We start from the raw sequence: 15,961 nt of genomic DNA on the forward strand, positions 1-15,961 counted from the left end.
CCGCCCGTCCGGGGCCCGCGGGCCCCGGCGTAGGCTCACCGCATGAGCGACTTCGAGATACGGCGCGCGACCGCCGACGACATCCCGGCGATCGTGGCCATGCTCGCGGACGACCCGCTCGGCGCCCACCGGGAGTCCCTGGACGACCCGGCCCCGTACCGCGCCGCCTTCGACCGTCTGGACCAGGATCCCCAGCAGCGGCTGGTCGTCGCGGTCCGGGACGGCCGCACCGTCGGAACGCTCCAGCTGACCGTGATCCCCGGGCTGTCGCGGCGCGGCGCCACCCGCTCGATCATCGAGGGGGTCCGGATCCACTCCGAGGAGCGGGGCGGCGGGCTCGGCACCCAGCTGATCGAATGGGCCGTCGAGGAGTCGCGCCGCGAGGGGTGCGCCCTGGTGCAGCTCACCTCGGACGCGACCCGTATCGACGCCCACCGCTTCTACGAGCGGCTCGGCTTCGAGGCCAGCCACGTCGGCTTCAAGCTCCCGCTGGCCTGACCTGTCCCCTCCCGGCCCGACCTGCCCGAGCCGGCCCGACCTGCCCGAGCCGGCCCGACCTGACCTCACCGCCGGGGACCACCGGGCGGCCTCACAGCGTCGCGAGGTCGATGGCTTCGGCCATCCGCCGGTAGCCCACGTCGTTCGGATGCTTGAAGTCGCCCGAGTCGTACGCCGGGTCCAGCCGCAGCGGATCGGACGGCGAGGCCATGACCGTCGCGAAGTCGACGACCGCGTCGAAGGCGCCCGAGGTGCGGATCCACTCGTTGATCGCGGCACGCTTCGCCTCCGAGCGCGGGGTGTGGTACTCAGCGCCCTTGAACGGGAGGATCGTTCCGCCGATGACCTTGATACCGCGGGCATGGGCCAGGGCGATCAGCTCCCGGTAACCCTCGATCACCTGCTCCGCCGACACGTGCGGATTGGGCTTGTAGGTGGGCAGATCCACCTCGCTGAAGCCGATGTCGTTGAGCCCCTCGAGCAGGATCACCGACCGTACGCCCGGCTTGTCCAGGACATCGCGCCGGAAGCGGGCGCCCGCCCGGTCCCCGTACCAGGCCGAATCGTGCAGCAGCAGATTGCCGCCGATCCCGGAGTTGAGGACGGGGCGCGGGGTGCCCGCGGCCGCGAGGCGCTCGGCCAGCAGATCCGGCCAGCGGTGGTCGGCGTCGTCGGTCGAGCCGAAGCCGTCGGTGATCGAGTCGCCGAACGCCACCACCGTGCCCGGGTGGCCGGGGCCGCCGGTGACCTCGACATCGGAGAGGTAGTACCAGGAGTGGGTGGTCTCGGTGAAGGCCGTCCCGGTGCGGTCGGCGCGATGGTCGCCGTCCGCGCGGTAGCTGCGGGCGTATGCCTGGGCGTGGAAGGTCGCGGCGCCGGTGGGGCGGTCGAAGTACAGCGTGACCGTGACCGGCTGACGCGGCGCCACGCGCAGCGGGGCCGCGTCGCTCACCGTCTCACCGCCCGCCGGGATCTCTACCGGCCGCCGGTGCCCGAAGGTCAGCGCGCGCAGGCTCGCGCCCTGTACGGAGGCGCCGTGTGCGGTACGGGCGATGGTCGCGCCCGCGATCCGCAGCGGCGCGGTGCCGTAGCGGTTCGACAGCCGGATCCGGGCGGCCGTGCCGCCGCCGGTGACCCGGACGACCTGACGCAGGGTCTGGGCGGTGCGCTCGGCGAAGCCGCTCTCGGCCCAGTTCTTCTCGAAGCCCGCGCTGGGGCGCTGGACGGGGGCGGCCCACCCGGCCGACCAGCCGGTCCCCGGCCGGTCGCGGCCGGCCGCCGGGCCTCCGGGCCGCGCGGTGGCCGTCCCGGAGGCGGCCATGACGGTGGTGAGAGCGAGCAGGGAGGCGCTGAGGCGAAGCGTGGACGAGCGCATGGCGGGGCTCCTGAGGGAGGGCGAGGGAAGGGCGGACCAGGCCGCTCCGGTACGGGGCACGGGGCACCTGAGTGCCGCCGTACCGACGTACGGGAGTGCGAGAGCACCTGAGTACCGGTGTACCGACGTACGGGAGTACCGAGTGCCGGAGTGCCGGAGTGCCGGAGACCAACCTGCCGCCCACCGCACCGCCGACCCAGCCCCCAGCCGTGCGTACCACTGGCGGGGTCAGGCTATGAGCGCCGAAGCCCGCGAACCGCCGGAACCCGGTACCACCGGAACCCGTGCCACCGGAACACCGGAACCCGCGCCCACCGGATCACCGCACCCCGCCCCCGGCCCCGCCCCTCAGAGCGCCCGCCAGCCCTCCTCATCGACTCCGCCGGGCACCACGCCGTCCGGGGCGTAGGGCTCCCGGGTGAACACGAAGGTGCCCAGGTCCAGATGGGCGGGGGCGTCGCCCTCCCCCTCGACCACCCGCAGCGTCTCCCCCGCGTAATAGCCGTCGAGCCCCGTCCAGGTGCCGTCCGGCTCGGCCGTGAAGCGCGAGGCCCGGCCTCCCTGGGTGGCCGGGGAGAGCTCCAGACCGCGGTCCGCGCGCAGCCGCAGATGGTAGGCGCGAGGGCCCCAATACCAGGGGCCGGTCAGCGCCAGCAGCGCCGGATCGGCCTCGGCCAGCGGCCGCCAGGGCTCGGGGATACGCGGCTCGTGCTCCGCCACGATCCCTATGAGGTCGGCGGCGATGGCACCGATCGCGGGCCCCGAGGTGGTGTTGGCCAGCGCGATCCCGGCCAGCCGGTCCTCCTCGCTCACCCACAGCGAGGCCAGGAAGCCGGGCATGGAGCCGGTGTGGCCATGGAGGAACCGCCCGCCGTGCCGGACGAGCTGGGTCCCCAGGCCATAGCCGCCGTCCCAGTCCCCCTCCTCGGGGGCGACGGCGGGCACCCGCATCTCGGCGAGCGACTCCGTGCCGAGCACCCGCGCGTCCCCGTCCAGCAGGAAGACCGCGAAGCGGGCCAGGTCCCCCGCGGTCGACCAGAGCTGCCCGGCCGGGCCCATCCGCCCGGTGTCCTCGGCCGGCTCGGGCAGCAGCACATCCGCCCACGGGTGCACGGCCCAGCCTCCGGCGTGCGGGGCGCGCGGCTCCAGCGACGTGCGCCCCATCCCCAGCGGCTCCAGCACCTCATGGGCCAGCACCTCGCCCCAGGGCGCCCCGCGCAACCGCTCGACCAGCGCGCCGAGCAGCGCGAAACCGGGGTTGGAGTAGTGGTGACGGCGGCCCGCGGGGTGGACCAGCGGGCGCTCACCGAAGATATCGGCCGTCTGGGGCCGCAGCGCCCCGGGCGTGCGCTCCCACCACGGGCCGCGGGCCTCGGCGGCGAGTCCCGAGGTGTGGGAGAGGAGCTGGGCCACGGTCGCGCCCTCGGCCTGCGGCACATCCAGATGCTTGGCCAGCGGATCGCCGAGGTCCAGCAGCCCCTCGTCACGCAGCCGCATCACCAGCACCGCCACGAAGGTCTTGGTCAAGGAGCCGATGCGGTACTGGGTGTCGGCGTCCGGTGCGGCTTCGTCGACGCGGCCGCGCGAGCCCGTCCACACCAGCCGATCCTCCCGCACCACGGCCCCCACCAGGGATGGGGCACGGCCCTCGGCCTGGCCGAGGGCGACGCGCCGCAGCAGGGCACGGCGGGTGGCTTGCAGCGGCTCCGTGAACTCATCCGCGTCGTGTGTGGTCATGTCGGCACTGTACGGCGGAGGTCCGACAGCGGGCAGCCATCGGCCGGCCGAGCGTCAACCGCCGGGGCACCGCCCGGGACCGCGACGCGGTCTGGCCTTGACGTCAGGGTCAAGGTCTACCGTCGGCACATGCGGATCGGAGAGCTGGCCGAACGGGCGGGTACCACCACTCGCACCCTGCGCTATTACGAGTCGCTCGGGCTGCTGCCCGCGCGCCGCACCGGCAATGGGTACCGGTCGTACGACGAGGACGATCTGCGGCTGCTCCAGCAGATCCGCGTACTGCAGGACTTCGGCTTCGAGCTGGAGGAGACGCGCCCGTTCGTCGAATGCCTGCGTTCCGGCCATCCGGCCGGTGACTCCTGCCCCGCCTCGCTGGAGGTCTACCGGCGCAAGCTGGCCGAGCTGGACGAGTGCATCGGCCGCCTGAGCGCCATCCGGGAGCGGGTCGGGACCCAGCTCGCCCAGGCGGAGCTGGCCCGCGCGGAGCTGGAGGCCGCGGCGACGGCGCCCGAAGGGGCCCCGGAGCCGCGCTGCGAGCTGACGCCGCCCGGGCCGTGAGCCCCGCCATCCCGCCGTCACCACAACGGCTCCGAAGGACTCCGAACACGCCGAACAACGCCGAACAACTCGGAAGGAGAGATGAGATGTCGCTGACACACACCGGGGGAGTGGCCACGGTCACGGACGCCACCTTCGGCGAGGAGGTGCTGACGGCCGAGCTGCCGGTGCTGGTGAAGTTCACCGCCTCGTGGTGCCCGCCGTGCCGCATGATCGCGCCGGTGCTGGCGGAGATCGCGCAGGAGGAGGGCCACCGGCTGAAGGTCGTACGGCTCGACGTGGACGAGAACCCGTCCACCACCAACGCGTACGGGGTGCTGTCGATGCCGACGCTGATGCTGTTCCGGGCGGGCGAGCCGGTGCGGTCGCTGGTCGGGGCCCGCAGCAAGCGGCGGCTGCTGGAGGAGCTCGCCGAGGCGATCTGACGGAGCCGGAGCCGCGGCCGAACCGCCCCTGCTACGTTGGCCGGACATGACCATCAGTGGGGGCGGCCATCAGTGGGGGCGGAAAAGGTGAGGTCAGCGGTGCGCGTCCTGGTGCAGGGGAAACCCGTCGGCTCCTATCCGGCGCTGCCCCCCGAGGCCGAGCGCGGTTCACCGCGCCGGATCACCGAGGTCGGTGAAGACATTCTGCGCCGCTCCTGCCGGGAGGTGACCGAGTTCGGCACGCCCGAGCTGAGCGCCCTCATCGACGACATGTTCCTCACCATGTACATCGCCGACGGTGCCGGGCTGGCCGCCAATCAGGTCGACGTCGATCTACGGCTGTTCGTCTACGACTGCCCGGACGACAACGGCGTCCGGCATGTCGGCCACATCATCAACCCCGTCCTGGACCAGCCCGATCCGGCCGAGCGGCTGCTCATCGAGGACGCCGAGGGCTGTCTGTCCGTACCGGGCGCGCGGATGGACGTACCGCGCACCGACCGCACCGTGGTCCGCGGCGTCGACAAGGACGGCAACCCGCTGGTGATCGAGGGCACCGGCTACTTCGCCCGCTGTCTGCAGCACGAGGCCGACCACCTCTCGGGGCATCTCTACATCGACCGGCTCTCCAAGCGCGACCGCAAGGACGCCCTGCGGCAGATGACGGACCTCCATGAGCAGGTCCTCGCCCGGCGCGTGGAGAAGGCGGCGGCCCTGGGCCACCAGCTGCAGCCCTGACCCGGCCCGCCCCGGGCGGGTGACGGCCGGGATGGGCCTTGAGTCACCGCCGCGTTACCGCAGGCGTCGTGCTCGCAGGACGGTGTCCTGGGTGTGATGGGTGCCGGCGGGGGCGGGAGCGGTACGTGGCCGGGTTTCGTTGATCAGGACGGTCCAGTCGTCGTCGAGGAGCCTGGCGATCTCGTCGGGCTGGTAGTAGTCGCCCGGGTCGAAGTCCCGCTCGGGGTCCGGGGACAGATCGGCGAGGGCGTGGTTGGCGAAGAGCAGGGTGCCGCCGGGCGCGACGGCGTCCAGCAGGCCGCGCAGCGCGGTGTGGTCCGGCTGGTGTGCGAGCGGGAAGTAGTGGACGGACACCAGGTCGAACGCGGCGGCCGGGGGCGGCGTGCCGGTCAGGTCGGCGCGGGTCCACGCCACGCGGCCCTGGACATCCGTGGCGGCCGCGACAGCGCGTTCCAGTGCGGCCCGGGAGATGTCGACCGCCGTGACCTGCCAGCCGCGCCGGGCCAGCCAGATGGCATCGGCGCCCTCACCGCATCCCACGTCGAGCGCCTGCCCCGGCGGTAGATCGGTGATCTCGGTGACGAGCACTCCGTTGGGCGCGCCGCTGAAGAGCTGGTCGCGGCTGCGATACAAGTCATCCCAGAACTGTGCGTCCATGGCCATGCCTTACGTTGGGAGGGTCGCGTCCGGCACCAACCTGCCCCCGCCCGTGGCGAATCGACAAAGCTTTTTGCCGAAACAACGAAGAGCGGACAGTTGCCAGGCCCGGCTCATCGCCGACCTTCACCCCCACCGACTCCATCAATGTCCGCGCGTCACCTGGAGATACGGGCTTCGATGCCGTCGAGCACGCAGTCGAGACCGATCCGGAAGGTGTGGTCGGCGTCCAGGTGGGCGGCATCGCGCACCACCGTGGCCAGCGCGGGGAATCGGCCAGTGGCGAAGGTTCGCTCCAGATAGGGCCCGAGTGAGGCCTGCCAGCGCTTCTCGTCCATCCCGGTGGCCCGCTCGGCACGCCGCTCGGCGATCTCCCGACGCACCGCGCCGATCACATACGCGTTCACCGCGGCGACCACCGGCATGATGGCGTCCACGTCGAGGTCGTCCAGTGCGGCCACCACGGCCTCCCCGGTGGCCAGCGCGTGCGGCCCGAGCTGGGGTCGGCCGCCCAGGAGATCGGCGAGCCATTCGTGCTCGTGAGCGGCCTGCCGAGTGGTCTCGGCAAGAGACCGGAGCACCTCCCGCCAGCCGTCTCCGACCGGCCGGATCTCGGCGTGGGCCGCGTCGACCATCAGGTCGAGCAACTCCTCCTTGCCGCCGATGTAGCCGTACAGCCGCATCGGACGGACGTCCAGCGCGGTGGCGACCTTGCGCAGCGACACCGCGTCCAGGCCGTCCGCGTCGGCCAGCTGGATCGCCGCTCGTACGATCCGCTCCCGGCTCAACGGGGCCGGCACGGGTCGATTCGGTGGCTCCGGCCTCTCCCACACCAACATGCGGCTCACCATACATCGCATCGGGGAATACACTGTATCGGCCGGTACACCGTATCGAAGGAGAGGCAACCATGACCATCGCCATTGTCGGAGCCGGCTTGGGCGGCTTGACCCTTGCCCGGGTGCTGCATGTGAACGGCGTCGACGCCGTCGTATATGAACGTGAAGCGTCACGCGATGCGCGCGGTCAGGGCGGCATGCTCGACATCCACTCCGGCCAGCGGGCGCTGCGCGAGGCCGGTCTGATCGACCAGTTCCACACGATTGCCCGTGGCGAAGGCCAGGACATGCGTCTTCTCGAACCGGACGGCACCCTGCTGCTCCAGGAGGACACGCCCGACGACGCCCCGCTCGAGCGACCCGAGGTCGACCGCGCCGATCTGCGCGACCTGCTGCTGGATTCCCTCCCCGAAGGCGTGGTGCGCTGGGGGCGCGCGTTCACCTCCGCCGACAGCGGCCTGCTGCGCTTCGCCGACGGCAGCAGTGCGGCGTATGACCTGCTGGTCGGCGCGGACGGCGCGCAGTCCCGGGTCCGCGCGCTGCTCACCGACGCCCGTCCGGAACATATCGGCCAGAACATCGTCGAGGTCGGCATTCCCGATATCGACCGCACGCACCCCGACCTCGCGGCGATGGTCGGGCGCGGCAACTACTGGGTGCTCGGCAACGGACTGTCCCTGGCGGCGCAGCGCAACGGCGACGGCCGCGTTCGCATCGGCCTCAGCTTCTACAACACCGCCGAAGACTGGTTCGCCACCAGCGGGATCCCGTTCGACGACCCGGCCGCCGCCCGGGCGCGGCTGATCGACCTGCTCGCCGGCTGGGACTCACGGTTCACCGCACTGATCGCGGCCTGCGACGACACGGTCGTGCCGCGGTCGATCACCACGCTCCCGGTCGGCCTGACCTGGCCGTCGACGCCGGACGTCACGCTGCTCGGCGATGCCGCGCACCTGATGCCGCCGGTGGGAGAGGGCGCCAACATGGCGCTGCTCGACGGCGCCCTGCTCGGTCTCGCGCTGGCCGCGCACCCGGACGACTTTCCCGCCGCGGTCAAGGAATACGAACGCGAGATGTTCGAACGCACCAGCGCTGCCGCCCGGATGTCCGCGGACATGCAGGAATTGCTGATGTCGCCGGACGCCGCCCAGAAACTGCTCGCATTCTTCCAACCTGGCTGAAGGTCACCACGTACGGCCGACACCGTCCGCGACGTGATCCACGCGTTCAACGCCCGGGAGCTTGACGCGCTGGACCCCAGTGGGCGGGAGGCATCCGCGGGCCTCGCGACCGGCCGTGGGCGCGGCCGTGCGGGCAGCGGTGATCGGTCGCGAGCGGCCGCGCCTACTGCCGCGCTCGCGTGGGGTGTCGATCCAGCGGACCCGGACCCGGACCCGGACCTGGAAAGAGTCCAACGACCCGGACAAGGACACCAAGCTCGACCGGATCGAGGAGGTCACCCGCCGCCGGCCGAACCGCTGCCTCGCCTTCGACCAGCTCGGGCCGCTGTCGATCCGCCCCTGCCACGGCGTCACCTGGGCGTCCGAGGCGCACCCGGTCCGGCTGCCCGCGACCTACACACGCACCCACGGCATCCGGTACTTCCACGGCTGCTACAGCCTCGGCGACGACCAGCTCTGGGGCGTCACCCGACAGCGCGAAGGAGGCGAGAACACCCTCGCCGCGCTGAATATCGATCCGGGCTGCCCCGCCCCGACGGCGCCCCGATCTACGTCATCCTCGACAACCTCGCCGCGAACAAGACCCCCACGGTCCGAACCTGGGCGGCGAAGAACAACGTGGAGCTGTGCTTCACCCCGACCCACGATCGCGGGATTCGGGCGCCAAGACTCCACGTCCGCGGAGTATCGGTCCACCACGCGAGGGTGGCTCTCACAGTACCTGTACCACGAGGGTCTCCCGGCCGACTGTAATGCCTGCTTAGCTGAACGAAAGCGCCGACAACACTCCATGGACACGCACTGCGGCTTTACCCCCATCAGTTCAATTCAGCTGCCCCGAATGCGCGACCGTGTCGGCGTATTCTTCCAGGACAGAAGGAACGGAGACCAATGACGGACAACCAATTCACCACTCACACCGAACTTTTCGATCTGAGCGGGAAGTACGCCCTTGTCACTGGCGGCACCAAGGGCATTGGGATGATGATAGCGCGCGGCCTTCTCCAAGCGGGCGCCCGCGTCGTCATCAGCTCACGCAAGGCAGACACGTGCGCGGAGGCACAGCGTCTACTGTCCGAATTCGGCGACGTTCAAGCAATCCCCGCCGATCTGTCCAGGCACGACGAGTGTCAGCGCCTCGCTGATCTTGTCAAGGCCGACTCGGAACGCCTGGACATCCTTGTCAACAACGCCGGAGCGATGTGGCGCGAGCCGCTGGAGACGTTCCCGGACGAGGCCTGGGACGCAGTGATCGACCTCAACCTCAAGTCGCCGTTCTGGCTGGTACAGGCGCTGCTCCCCGCACTTCGCAAGGCGGGCACCGCCGATGATCCCGCGCGGATCATTAACATCGGCAGTATCGCCGCCATCCACGTCGCCGAGTCGCCCAACTATTCGTACGCCAGCAGCAAAGCGGCGCTCCATCAACTCACCAGAGTGCTTGCCAGGGAACTGGGCCCACAGCACGTCACGGTGAACGCGGTTGCCCCAGGACCGTTCCCGTCGCAGATGATGGCGTCCACGCTCGATGCCATCGGCGACACGATCGCGGCGAAGGCCCCTCTGCGCCGGCTCGGCCGCGACGACGACATGGCAGGTATCGCCGTGTTTCTCGCTGGCCGGGCTGGGTCTTACCTCACGGGCACCATCATCCCGGTAGACGGCGGCATCGCGACGACCGCATCAGGTACCTAGGCGTCGGCGCGAGGCTTTGCCAGCGGCCGACGGCCCCGCGAGCAGTTGAAGCCACTGTTCGGCCGCTAAACCGGCTCTTCCGGAAATGGAGTGCAGCTGAGGGCGTGGTCGGGCCAGGGGGCGGGGTCGTGTCGCTGCGGTAGGACGGGCCCCGAGAAGTTGATGACGCAGATGGGTCGCCACCGAAACTCTCCCGGACGCGGTCACCGTCATGGACCCGTTCCATGGTGTGGCGCTGGCCGGGCACAAGACTCTAAAACCAGAAGAGCCGACAATTCTCGTTTCCAATAAGTTGGGCGGTTCAATCCTTGTCTCGGCGAAACGTTGGTCCGGTTGTCTGAACTATCCGTTGGGTACTTACATCTCGGTGGCCATCGTCTGTTGCGTGGCCGCCCACGACGCCAGTAGCGCTAGACCGTCAGCGGTCGGTGTGCCCGCGGGGGCGGTGTAGACGTTCAGGTGCAGGCTGGGTTCGGCGGCCATTTCCAGGGGCTCGACGTCCAAGTCGAGCTGGCCCACGATCGGATGGCGCACACGCTTGCGGCCGGACCGGTGCAGCCGCACGTCCTGAGATGCCCACCGCTTCCGAAATAGCTCACTGCACGTTGACAGTTCGCCGACCAGGGCGATCAGCTCCTCGTCGCGTGGATCGCGGCCGGCTTCCATGCGTAGCTTCGCGGCCACGTTACTGGCAATTTGGTCGTAGTCGACAAAGAATTCTTGGGCCTCCTCGGGGTTCAGATAGACGAACCGCGCTGTGTTCGCGGGCCGTCGCGAGTCGACCAGCACCGGTGAATACAGCGCGCGAGCGAGTTGATTCATGGCGAGCACGTCATAACGGCCGTTACCGATCCAGGCCGGCGCATCGGAGATCGCGTCGAGCACCTGCTGCAGCGTCGAGCGCACCGTCACGGCAGGCCTACGCCGGCGTGAGCCGCTGGGCGCGCCGGATTGGCGCGCGAGGTGAAACAGGTGCTCGCGCTCCGCCTCGTCGAGTTGCAAGGCAGAGGCCAACGCCTCGAGCACGCCGTCGGAAGCACCAGCGAGGCTGCCGCGCTCCATGCGCACGTAATAGTCGACCGATACCCCTGCCAGTAGCGCTACTTCTTCGCGGCGCAGACCTTTGACCCGACGGTTGCCGCCGTAGGCAGTCAGACCTGCCTGCTCGGGTGCGATGCGGGCGCGACGCGAGCTCAGAAACTCCCGGATCTCGGTGCGTAGATCCATCATGGCCATCTCCGCACTGTAAGCCCGTCGTGCAGGCTGAGGGAGGTACTGCTGGTACCCCGACGACTGGCGTTGCCCGGTCTCGCCGGTGTCCACAAGCAGCGTGTGGCGCTGGCTGTGAGAGGAAAAGCCCCGCATCGATGCCTAGTGCGTGGGCGTTTCCGGCGAACGGGCCTACCGGTGCCGGATGTGATCGTGGACGCGGCCGCTGTCGAAAAGGGCAAGCCCTCTCCCGTCCCGTATCCGCGAGCCGCTGAGCGGCTTGGCGCCGACCCCGGAGACTGCCTGGACATCGAGGACGCCCCGTCCGGGGTGCGATCCGGGCGGCGCGCTGGGATGACGGTGTACTCAGCCGGAACGTGGGATGACGTCGCTCCAGTTCTCGCATCCACCGGTAGGCCGTTGTCCGCGGTGGCACCGGCACCTTGATCAGCTTGAATTTGGTTTTGACGCGGGCCTCGACTTCTGCGTCGGCCGGGCGGACACCCCCAGTTCCAGGAACCGGACGTTTTCCAACACGTGCGGATCCGGCTCACTCCACACCTCGTACCGCCACCCGCGCGAGATAACCGCCTCCCGCGTCCAGATGAACGTGAAGGCGACCTCCGGCCGCCCCGCGTCTCCCAAGGCGGCGCATCAGCCGCCAAACGCTGGGGCCCTGCCCCGACAAGACGTGATGACGGCTACTGGGGAGGTCCTGTACACGAAGAGGGGAACTACTCGTTCACGGAGCATGATTTCCATCCCCGTGTCCTATTGGCCACGCAGTGGCCATCGCTGAGGGAAAGTGGCCACGGAATCTGGAAACCTACGATCGCCTCGTATCAGGTCTGCGCCATGTCCACGAAGCGCGAATAGTGGCCCTGGAAGGCAACGGTGATCGTGGCCGTCGGGCCGTTACGGTGCTTGGCCACGATCAGATCCGCCTCCCCCGCGCGCGGTGACTCCTTCTCATAGGCGTCCTCGCGGTGGAGCAGGATGACCATGTCCGCGTCCTGCTCGATGGATCCACTCTCTCGGAGGTCGGAGACCATCGGCTTCTTGTCCGTGCGCTGCTCGGGGCCTCGGTTGAGCTGGGAGAGCGCGATGACCGGCACTTCCAGCTCCTTGGCCAGCAGCTTCAGGTTTCGCGACATGTCCGAGACCTCCTGCTGACGGCTCTCGGGGCGTCGGGCGCCGCCGGACTGCATCAGCTGGAGGTAGTCGATGACGACGAGTTGCAGATCGCTGCGCTGCTTGAGCCGACGGCACTTGGCGCGGATCTCCATCATCGACAGGTTCGGGGAGTCGTCGATGAAGAGCGGGGCCTGGGAGACATCCGGCATCCGCCGGGCCAGCCGCGTCCAGTCCTCGTCGGTCATGCTGCCGGAACGCATATGGTGCAGCGCCACCCGGGCCTCGGCGGAGAGCAGACGCATCGCGATCTCGTTGCGGCCCATCTCCAGCGAGAAAATCACGCTCGGCATGTTGTGCTTGATCGAGCAGGCGCGCGCGAAGTCCAGGGCCAGGGTGGACTTACCCATCGCGGGCCGGGCGGCGATGACGACCATCTGGCCCGGGTGCAGACCGTTCGTCAGGGAGTCCAGGTCGGTGAAGCCGGTGGGCACCCCGGACATCTGCCCGCTGCGTGAGCCGATCGCCTCGATCTCGTCGAGCGCGCCCTCCATGATGTCGCCGAGCGGCAGATAGTCCTCGCTGGTGCGCTGCTCGGTGACGGCGTAGATCTCCGCCTGGGCGTTGTTGACGATCTCGTCGACGTCTCCGTCCGCGGCGTATCCCATCTGGGTGATGCGGGTGCCCGCCTCGACGAGGCGGCGCAGTACGGCGCGCTCGTGGACGATCTCCGCGTAGTACTCGGCGTTGGCGGCGGTGGGGACCGACTGGACGAGGGTGTGGAGATACGAGGCGCCGCCGACCCGGGCGATCTCACCGCGCTTGGTCAGCTCCGCGGCGACCGTGATCGGGTCGGCCGGCTCGCCCTTGGCGTAGAGATCCAGGATGGCCTGGTAGACGGTCTCATGGGCGGGCCGGTAGAAGTCATTGCCCTTGAGGACCTCCACCACATCGGCGATGGCGTCCTTGGAGAGCAGCATGCCGCCGAGCACGGACTGCTCGGCGTCGAGGTCCTGGGGCGGAACGCGCTCGAAGCCGGAGCCCTCCCAGGCGGAGCCGCCCCCTCCGTCGCGGTCCTGCTGACCGTCGCGGCCCCGGCCGCCGCCCTCACCGCGGCGGAAGCGGGGGGACGGGAACCGGTCGGACGGGCCGGAGTCCGCCCAGGGGTCGTCCATGGGCTCGGGAACGCTCACCCCGTCACCTCCTCCCGTCCGCGAAGCGAACCTCGCCGTGCCCGTCGTTCTTACGACACGGCTATGACACAACTGAGCGGCCGGCTTTCCGGACACGGCGCATCGGAGGCTGGGGATTCCAGAGCCGAATCGGGTGGCGGGCGCCGGACCACGTTAGGCCCGTCGGGACCGCCAGCCAACTTGGTTATCCACAGGGCATGTGGATGATGGGATCCATCCTGTGGGTAAGTCGCGCGAACCTGTGCACGGGTCGGGGGACAGTGCTGTGGACAAACACACAATCACCCCGAGAGCCCAACCCTGACCTGCGGTTTCTCTATCCAGGGGCTGTGCAGAAGAAAAACTTCCGCCCCCGGCGCAAGATCACGACAAAGGGCGCAGAGAAGATCGTCCCGCACGCCGCCTTGTAAGGACTGGGGATCGCTTGTGTCTCTTACCTGTGGACGATTACATTGCCCTCATGACACAGGCCCCCACGAGCACGCGGAGCACCCTGCGCCACCACGACCGCGAGATCGTCGCACTCGCGCTTCCCGCCTTCGGCGCGCTCGTGGCGGAACCCCTCTTCGTCATGGTCGACAGCGCCGTCGTCGGCCATCTGGGCACCGCCCAACTGGCCGGTCTGGGCGTCGCCGCGGCCCTGCTCGCCACCGCCGTCAACATCTTCGTCTTCCTCGCCTACGCCACCACCGGGGCGGTCGCCCGCCGCGTCGGCGCGGGCGACCTCGCCGGAGCGATCCGGCAGGGCATGGACGGCATCTGGCTGGCCCTGCTGCTCGGCGCCGCCGTCATCGCCGTGGCCCTTCCCACCGCCCCGGCCATCGTCGACCTCTTCGGCGCCTCGGACACCGCAGCCCCCTACGCCATCACCTATCTGCGGATCAGCACCCTCGGCATCCCCGCGATGCTGGTGGTGCTCGCCGCCACCGGGGTCCTCCGTGGCCTCCAGGACACCCGCACCCCGCTGTATGTCGCCATCGGCGGCTTCGGGGCCAACGCCGCGCTCAACGTCACCCTGGTCTATGCGGCCGGGCTGGGCATCGCGGGCTCGGCCTGGGGCACGGTGATCGCCCAGAACGCCATGGCCGCCGTCTACCTCACCGTGGTCATCCGGGGCGCGCGGCGCCACGGCACTTCGCTGAGGCCCGACGCCGCGGGGATCAGAGCCTGTGCCCATGCCGGGGCACCGCTGCTGATCCGGACGCTCTCGCTGCGCGCCGTGATGCTGATCGCGACGGCCGTGGCGGCCCGCCTCGGCGACACCGACATCGCCGCCCATCAGATCGTGCTCACCCTGTGGAGTTTGCTGGCGTTCGCCCTGGACGCCATCGCCATCGCGGGCCAGGCGATCATCGGACGCTATCTGGGAGCGGGCGACAAGGAGGGCGCCCGGGCCGCCTGCCGCCGCATGGTGCACTGGGGCATCGCGTCGGGCGTGGCACTGGGTCTGCTGGTGGTCGCCTCCCGGCCGCTGTTCATCCCCCTCTTCACCACCGATGCCGCGGTACGGGACGCCCTGCTGCCCGCCCTGCTGGTAACGGCCCTCATCCAGCCGGTCTCGGGTGTGGTCTTCGTCCTCGACGGCGTGCTGATGGGCGCGGGCGACGGGCCGTATCTGGCCTGGGCGATGATCGTCACCCTCGTCGCCTTCGCCCCGGTGGCACTGCTGGTCCCCTCGTTCGGCGGCGGGCTGACCGCGCTGTGGTGCACGATGGCGCTGATGATGTCGGTCCGGTTGGCCACCCTGTGGCTGCGCACCCGCTCCGGCCGCTGGATCGTCACCGGCGCGGTACGAGGCTGAGCCCCGCCGAACCACACCACGCGCGTCTCCGGACAGAACCAGAGCCACCGGTCCCCTGGCACGGCGGAGGGCCGCACCCCTGTGGGGTGCGGCCCTCCGGTGCACGGTGCCCAAGGCGACCGTCACAGTCGTCAGGCGGCGACGACCTCGACGCCAACCTTGGCGGCAACCTCGGCGTGCAGACGGACCGAGACCTGGTGCGCGCCCAGGGTCTTGATCGGCGACTGCACCTCGATACGGCGCTTGTCCACCTCCGGACCACCCGCGTCCTTGATCGCCGAAGCGATGTCGGCCGGGGTGACGGAGCCGAAGAGCCGGCCGGCGTCGCCGGCACGGGTCTTCAGTCGCACCTTGACGCCCTCGAGCCGGGCCTTGACCTCATTGGCCTGCTCGATCGTGGCGATCTCGCGGATGCGACGACCGCGGCGGATCTGCTCGACGTCCTTCTCGCCGCCCTTGGTCCAGCGAATCGCCAGACCACGCGGAACGAGGTAGTTACGGGCGTAACCGTCCTTGACGTCCACGACGTCACCGGCGGTACCGAGGCCGGAGACCTCGTGGGTGAGGATGATCTTCATGACTGGGTCACCCTTCCCTTATCGCGCGGTGGAGGTGTAGGGCAGCAGCGCCATCTCACGGCTGTTCTTCACAGCCGTGGCGACATCACGCTGGTGCTGGGTGCAGTTGCCGGTGACCCGGCGGGCACGGATCTTGCCGCGGTCGGAAATGAACTTCCGCAGCAGGTTCGTGTCCTTGTAGTCGACGTAGGAGATCTTCTCCTTGCAGAACACGCAAACCTTCTTCTTAGGCTTGCGAGCAGGCGGCTTCGCCATTGTCTCTCTCCAGTGTGATCAAGAAGTATGTGCTGGTCGCCCTGACCAGACCGAGCGCTGTTGTTTCACGTGGTTTCACGTGAAACAG

15 protein-coding genes and 1 pseudogene are annotated in these 15,961 nt (G+C 69.7%); 8 read left to right on the forward strand and 8 right to left on the reverse strand.

Annotated elements, in window-relative coordinates:
- The first annotated feature begins 42 nt into the window (after positions 1 to 42).
- A complete protein-coding gene (locus tag AS97_RS23435) occupies positions 43 to 498 on the forward strand; it encodes a GNAT family N-acetyltransferase (RefSeq protein ID WP_086708840.1) in 456 nt (151 codons plus the stop codon).
- 91 nt (positions 499 to 589) lie between these two features.
- On the opposite strand, the gene AS97_RS23440 is transcribed toward AS97_RS23435, so the two are convergent.
- Together AS97_RS23440 and AS97_RS23445 are read right to left on the reverse strand one after the other, a co-directional pair.
- Positions 590 to 1,873: an SGNH/GDSL hydrolase family protein gene (locus AS97_RS23440; protein WP_059143715.1), complete on the reverse strand. Its 1,284-nt coding sequence runs from the start codon at positions 1,871 to 1,873 to the stop codon at positions 590 to 592.
- 348 nt (positions 1,874 to 2,221) lie between these two features.
- Complete coding sequence (locus tag AS97_RS23445; RefSeq protein ID WP_210565600.1) at positions 2,222 to 3,610, reverse strand: serine hydrolase domain-containing protein; 1,389 nt, start codon at positions 3,608 to 3,610, stop codon at positions 2,222 to 2,224.
- Between the two features lie 129 nt (positions 3,611 to 3,739).
- Between AS97_RS23445 and AS97_RS23450 the strand changes: the two genes are divergently transcribed.
- From AS97_RS23450 to def, 3 genes are all read left to right on the forward strand, one after another.
- Positions 3,740 to 4,171 carry a MerR family transcriptional regulator gene (locus tag AS97_RS23450; RefSeq protein ID WP_059143717.1) on the forward strand — a complete coding sequence of 144 codons (432 nt, stop codon included), beginning with the start codon at positions 3,740 to 3,742 and terminating at the stop codon, positions 4,169 to 4,171.
- Positions 4,172 to 4,257: 86 nt separating this feature from the next.
- The gene (gene trxA, locus AS97_RS23455; protein WP_078642409.1) at positions 4,258 to 4,596 is read left to right on the forward strand and encodes a thioredoxin; all 339 of its coding nucleotides are present in this window, start codon (positions 4,258 to 4,260) and stop codon (positions 4,594 to 4,596) included.
- 99 nt (positions 4,597 to 4,695) lie between these two features.
- Entirely contained in the window at positions 4,696 to 5,334 is a 639-nt protein-coding gene (gene def, locus AS97_RS23460) for a peptide deformylase (RefSeq protein WP_107119214.1), read from the forward strand.
- A gap of 54 nt (positions 5,335 to 5,388) precedes the next feature.
- On the opposite strand, the gene AS97_RS23465 is transcribed toward def, so the two are convergent.
- Together AS97_RS23465 and AS97_RS23470 are read right to left on the reverse strand one after the other, a co-directional pair.
- The gene (locus AS97_RS23465) at positions 5,389 to 5,991 is read right to left on the reverse strand and encodes a class I SAM-dependent methyltransferase (RefSeq protein WP_059143813.1); all 603 of its coding nucleotides are present in this window, start codon (positions 5,989 to 5,991) and stop codon (positions 5,389 to 5,391) included.
- 158 nt (positions 5,992 to 6,149) lie between these two features.
- A complete protein-coding gene (locus tag AS97_RS23470) occupies positions 6,150 to 6,830 on the reverse strand; it encodes a TetR/AcrR family transcriptional regulator C-terminal domain-containing protein (protein WP_059143720.1) in 681 nt (226 codons plus the stop codon).
- 71 nt (positions 6,831 to 6,901) lie between these two features.
- Between AS97_RS23470 and AS97_RS23475 the strand changes: the two genes are divergently transcribed.
- Positions 6,902 to 8,011, forward strand: coding sequence for an FAD-dependent monooxygenase (locus AS97_RS23475; RefSeq protein ID WP_210565601.1), 1,110 nt, complete (start codon positions 6,902 to 6,904; stop codon positions 8,009 to 8,011).
- An 891-nt stretch (positions 8,012 to 8,902) separates the two neighbouring features.
- Complete coding sequence (locus AS97_RS23480; RefSeq protein ID WP_059143723.1) at positions 8,903 to 9,706, forward strand: SDR family oxidoreductase; 804 nt, start codon at positions 8,903 to 8,905, stop codon at positions 9,704 to 9,706.
- Positions 9,707 to 10,063: 357 nt separating this feature from the next.
- Here AS97_RS23480 and AS97_RS23485 read toward each other — a convergent pair whose 3' ends face one another.
- Positions 10,064 to 10,933, reverse strand: a complete 870-nt coding sequence (locus tag AS97_RS23485; protein ID WP_210567268.1) for a helix-turn-helix transcriptional regulator — start codon at positions 10,931 to 10,933, stop codon at positions 10,064 to 10,066.
- A 135-nt stretch (positions 10,934 to 11,068) separates the two neighbouring features.
- Between AS97_RS23485 and AS97_RS23490 the strand changes: the two are divergent.
- A pseudogene (locus tag AS97_RS23490) lies at positions 11,069 to 11,281 on the forward strand (HAD-IA family hydrolase); the annotation flags it as partial.
- 476 nt (positions 11,282 to 11,757) lie between these two features.
- Here the strand turns inward: AS97_RS23490 and dnaB are convergent.
- Entirely contained in the window at positions 11,758 to 13,239 is a 1,482-nt protein-coding gene (gene dnaB / locus AS97_RS23495; protein WP_078642416.1) for a replicative DNA helicase, read from the reverse strand.
- A gap of 460 nt (positions 13,240 to 13,699) precedes the next feature.
- On the opposite strand from dnaB, the gene AS97_RS23500 reads away from it, so the two are divergent.
- Positions 13,700 to 15,040, forward strand: coding sequence for an MATE family efflux transporter (locus AS97_RS23500; RefSeq protein WP_210565602.1), 1,341 nt, complete (start codon positions 13,700 to 13,702; stop codon positions 15,038 to 15,040).
- A gap of 131 nt (positions 15,041 to 15,171) precedes the next feature.
- Here the strand turns inward: AS97_RS23500 and rplI are convergent, their stop codons facing one another.
- Together rplI and rpsR are read right to left on the reverse strand one after the other, a co-directional pair.
- Positions 15,172 to 15,618 (reverse strand): 50S ribosomal protein L9, encoded by a 447-nt coding sequence (gene rplI, locus AS97_RS23505; RefSeq protein WP_059143726.1) that lies wholly within the window; start codon positions 15,616 to 15,618, stop codon positions 15,172 to 15,174.
- Between the two features lie 18 nt (positions 15,619 to 15,636).
- Positions 15,637 to 15,873: a 30S ribosomal protein S18 gene (rpsR, locus tag AS97_RS23510; protein ID WP_003978893.1), complete on the reverse strand. Its 237-nt coding sequence runs from the start codon at positions 15,871 to 15,873 to the stop codon at positions 15,637 to 15,639.
- Positions 15,874 to 15,961: the final 88 nt, after the last annotated feature.

Source organism: Streptomyces sp. AgN23, assembly GCF_001598115.1.
Lineage (GTDB): Bacteria > Actinomycetota > Actinomycetes > Streptomycetales > Streptomycetaceae > Streptomyces > Streptomyces antimycoticus.

Excerpts from the sequence above, each read along its gene's own strand:
- AS97_RS23435 (WP_086708840.1), top strand. The coding sequence starts at position 43 with ATGAGCGACTTCGAGATACGGCGCGCGACCGCCGACGACATCCCGGCG.
- AS97_RS23440 (WP_059143715.1), bottom strand. The coding sequence starts at position 1,873 with ATGCGCTCGTCCACGCTTCGCCTCAGCGCCTCCCTGCTCGCTCTCACC.
- AS97_RS23445 (WP_210565600.1), bottom strand. The coding sequence starts at position 3,610 with ATGACCACACACGACGCGGATGAGTTCACGGAGCCGCTGCAAGCCACC.
- AS97_RS23450 (WP_059143717.1), top strand. The coding sequence starts at position 3,740 with ATGCGGATCGGAGAGCTGGCCGAACGGGCGGGTACCACCACTCGCACC.
- trxA (WP_078642409.1), top strand. The coding sequence starts at position 4,258 with ATGTCGCTGACACACACCGGGGGAGTGGCCACGGTCACGGACGCCACC.
- AS97_RS23465 (WP_059143813.1), bottom strand. The coding sequence starts at position 5,991 with ATGGACGCACAGTTCTGGGATGACTTGTATCGCAGCCGCGACCAGCTC.
- AS97_RS23470 (WP_059143720.1), bottom strand. The coding sequence starts at position 6,830 with ATGTTGGTGTGGGAGAGGCCGGAGCCACCGAATCGACCCGTGCCGGCC.
- AS97_RS23475 (WP_210565601.1), top strand. The coding sequence starts at position 6,902 with ATGACCATCGCCATTGTCGGAGCCGGCTTGGGCGGCTTGACCCTTGCC.
- AS97_RS23480 (WP_059143723.1), top strand. The coding sequence starts at position 8,903 with ATGACGGACAACCAATTCACCACTCACACCGAACTTTTCGATCTGAGC.
- AS97_RS23485 (WP_210567268.1), bottom strand. The coding sequence starts at position 10,933 with ATGGATCTACGCACCGAGATCCGGGAGTTTCTGAGCTCGCGTCGCGCC.
- AS97_RS23500 (WP_210565602.1), top strand. The coding sequence starts at position 13,700 with ATGACACAGGCCCCCACGAGCACGCGGAGCACCCTGCGCCACCACGAC.
- rplI (WP_059143726.1), bottom strand. The coding sequence starts at position 15,618 with ATGAAGATCATCCTCACCCACGAGGTCTCCGGCCTCGGTACCGCCGGT.
- rpsR (WP_003978893.1), bottom strand. The coding sequence starts at position 15,873 with ATGGCGAAGCCGCCTGCTCGCAAGCCTAAGAAGAAGGTTTGCGTGTTC.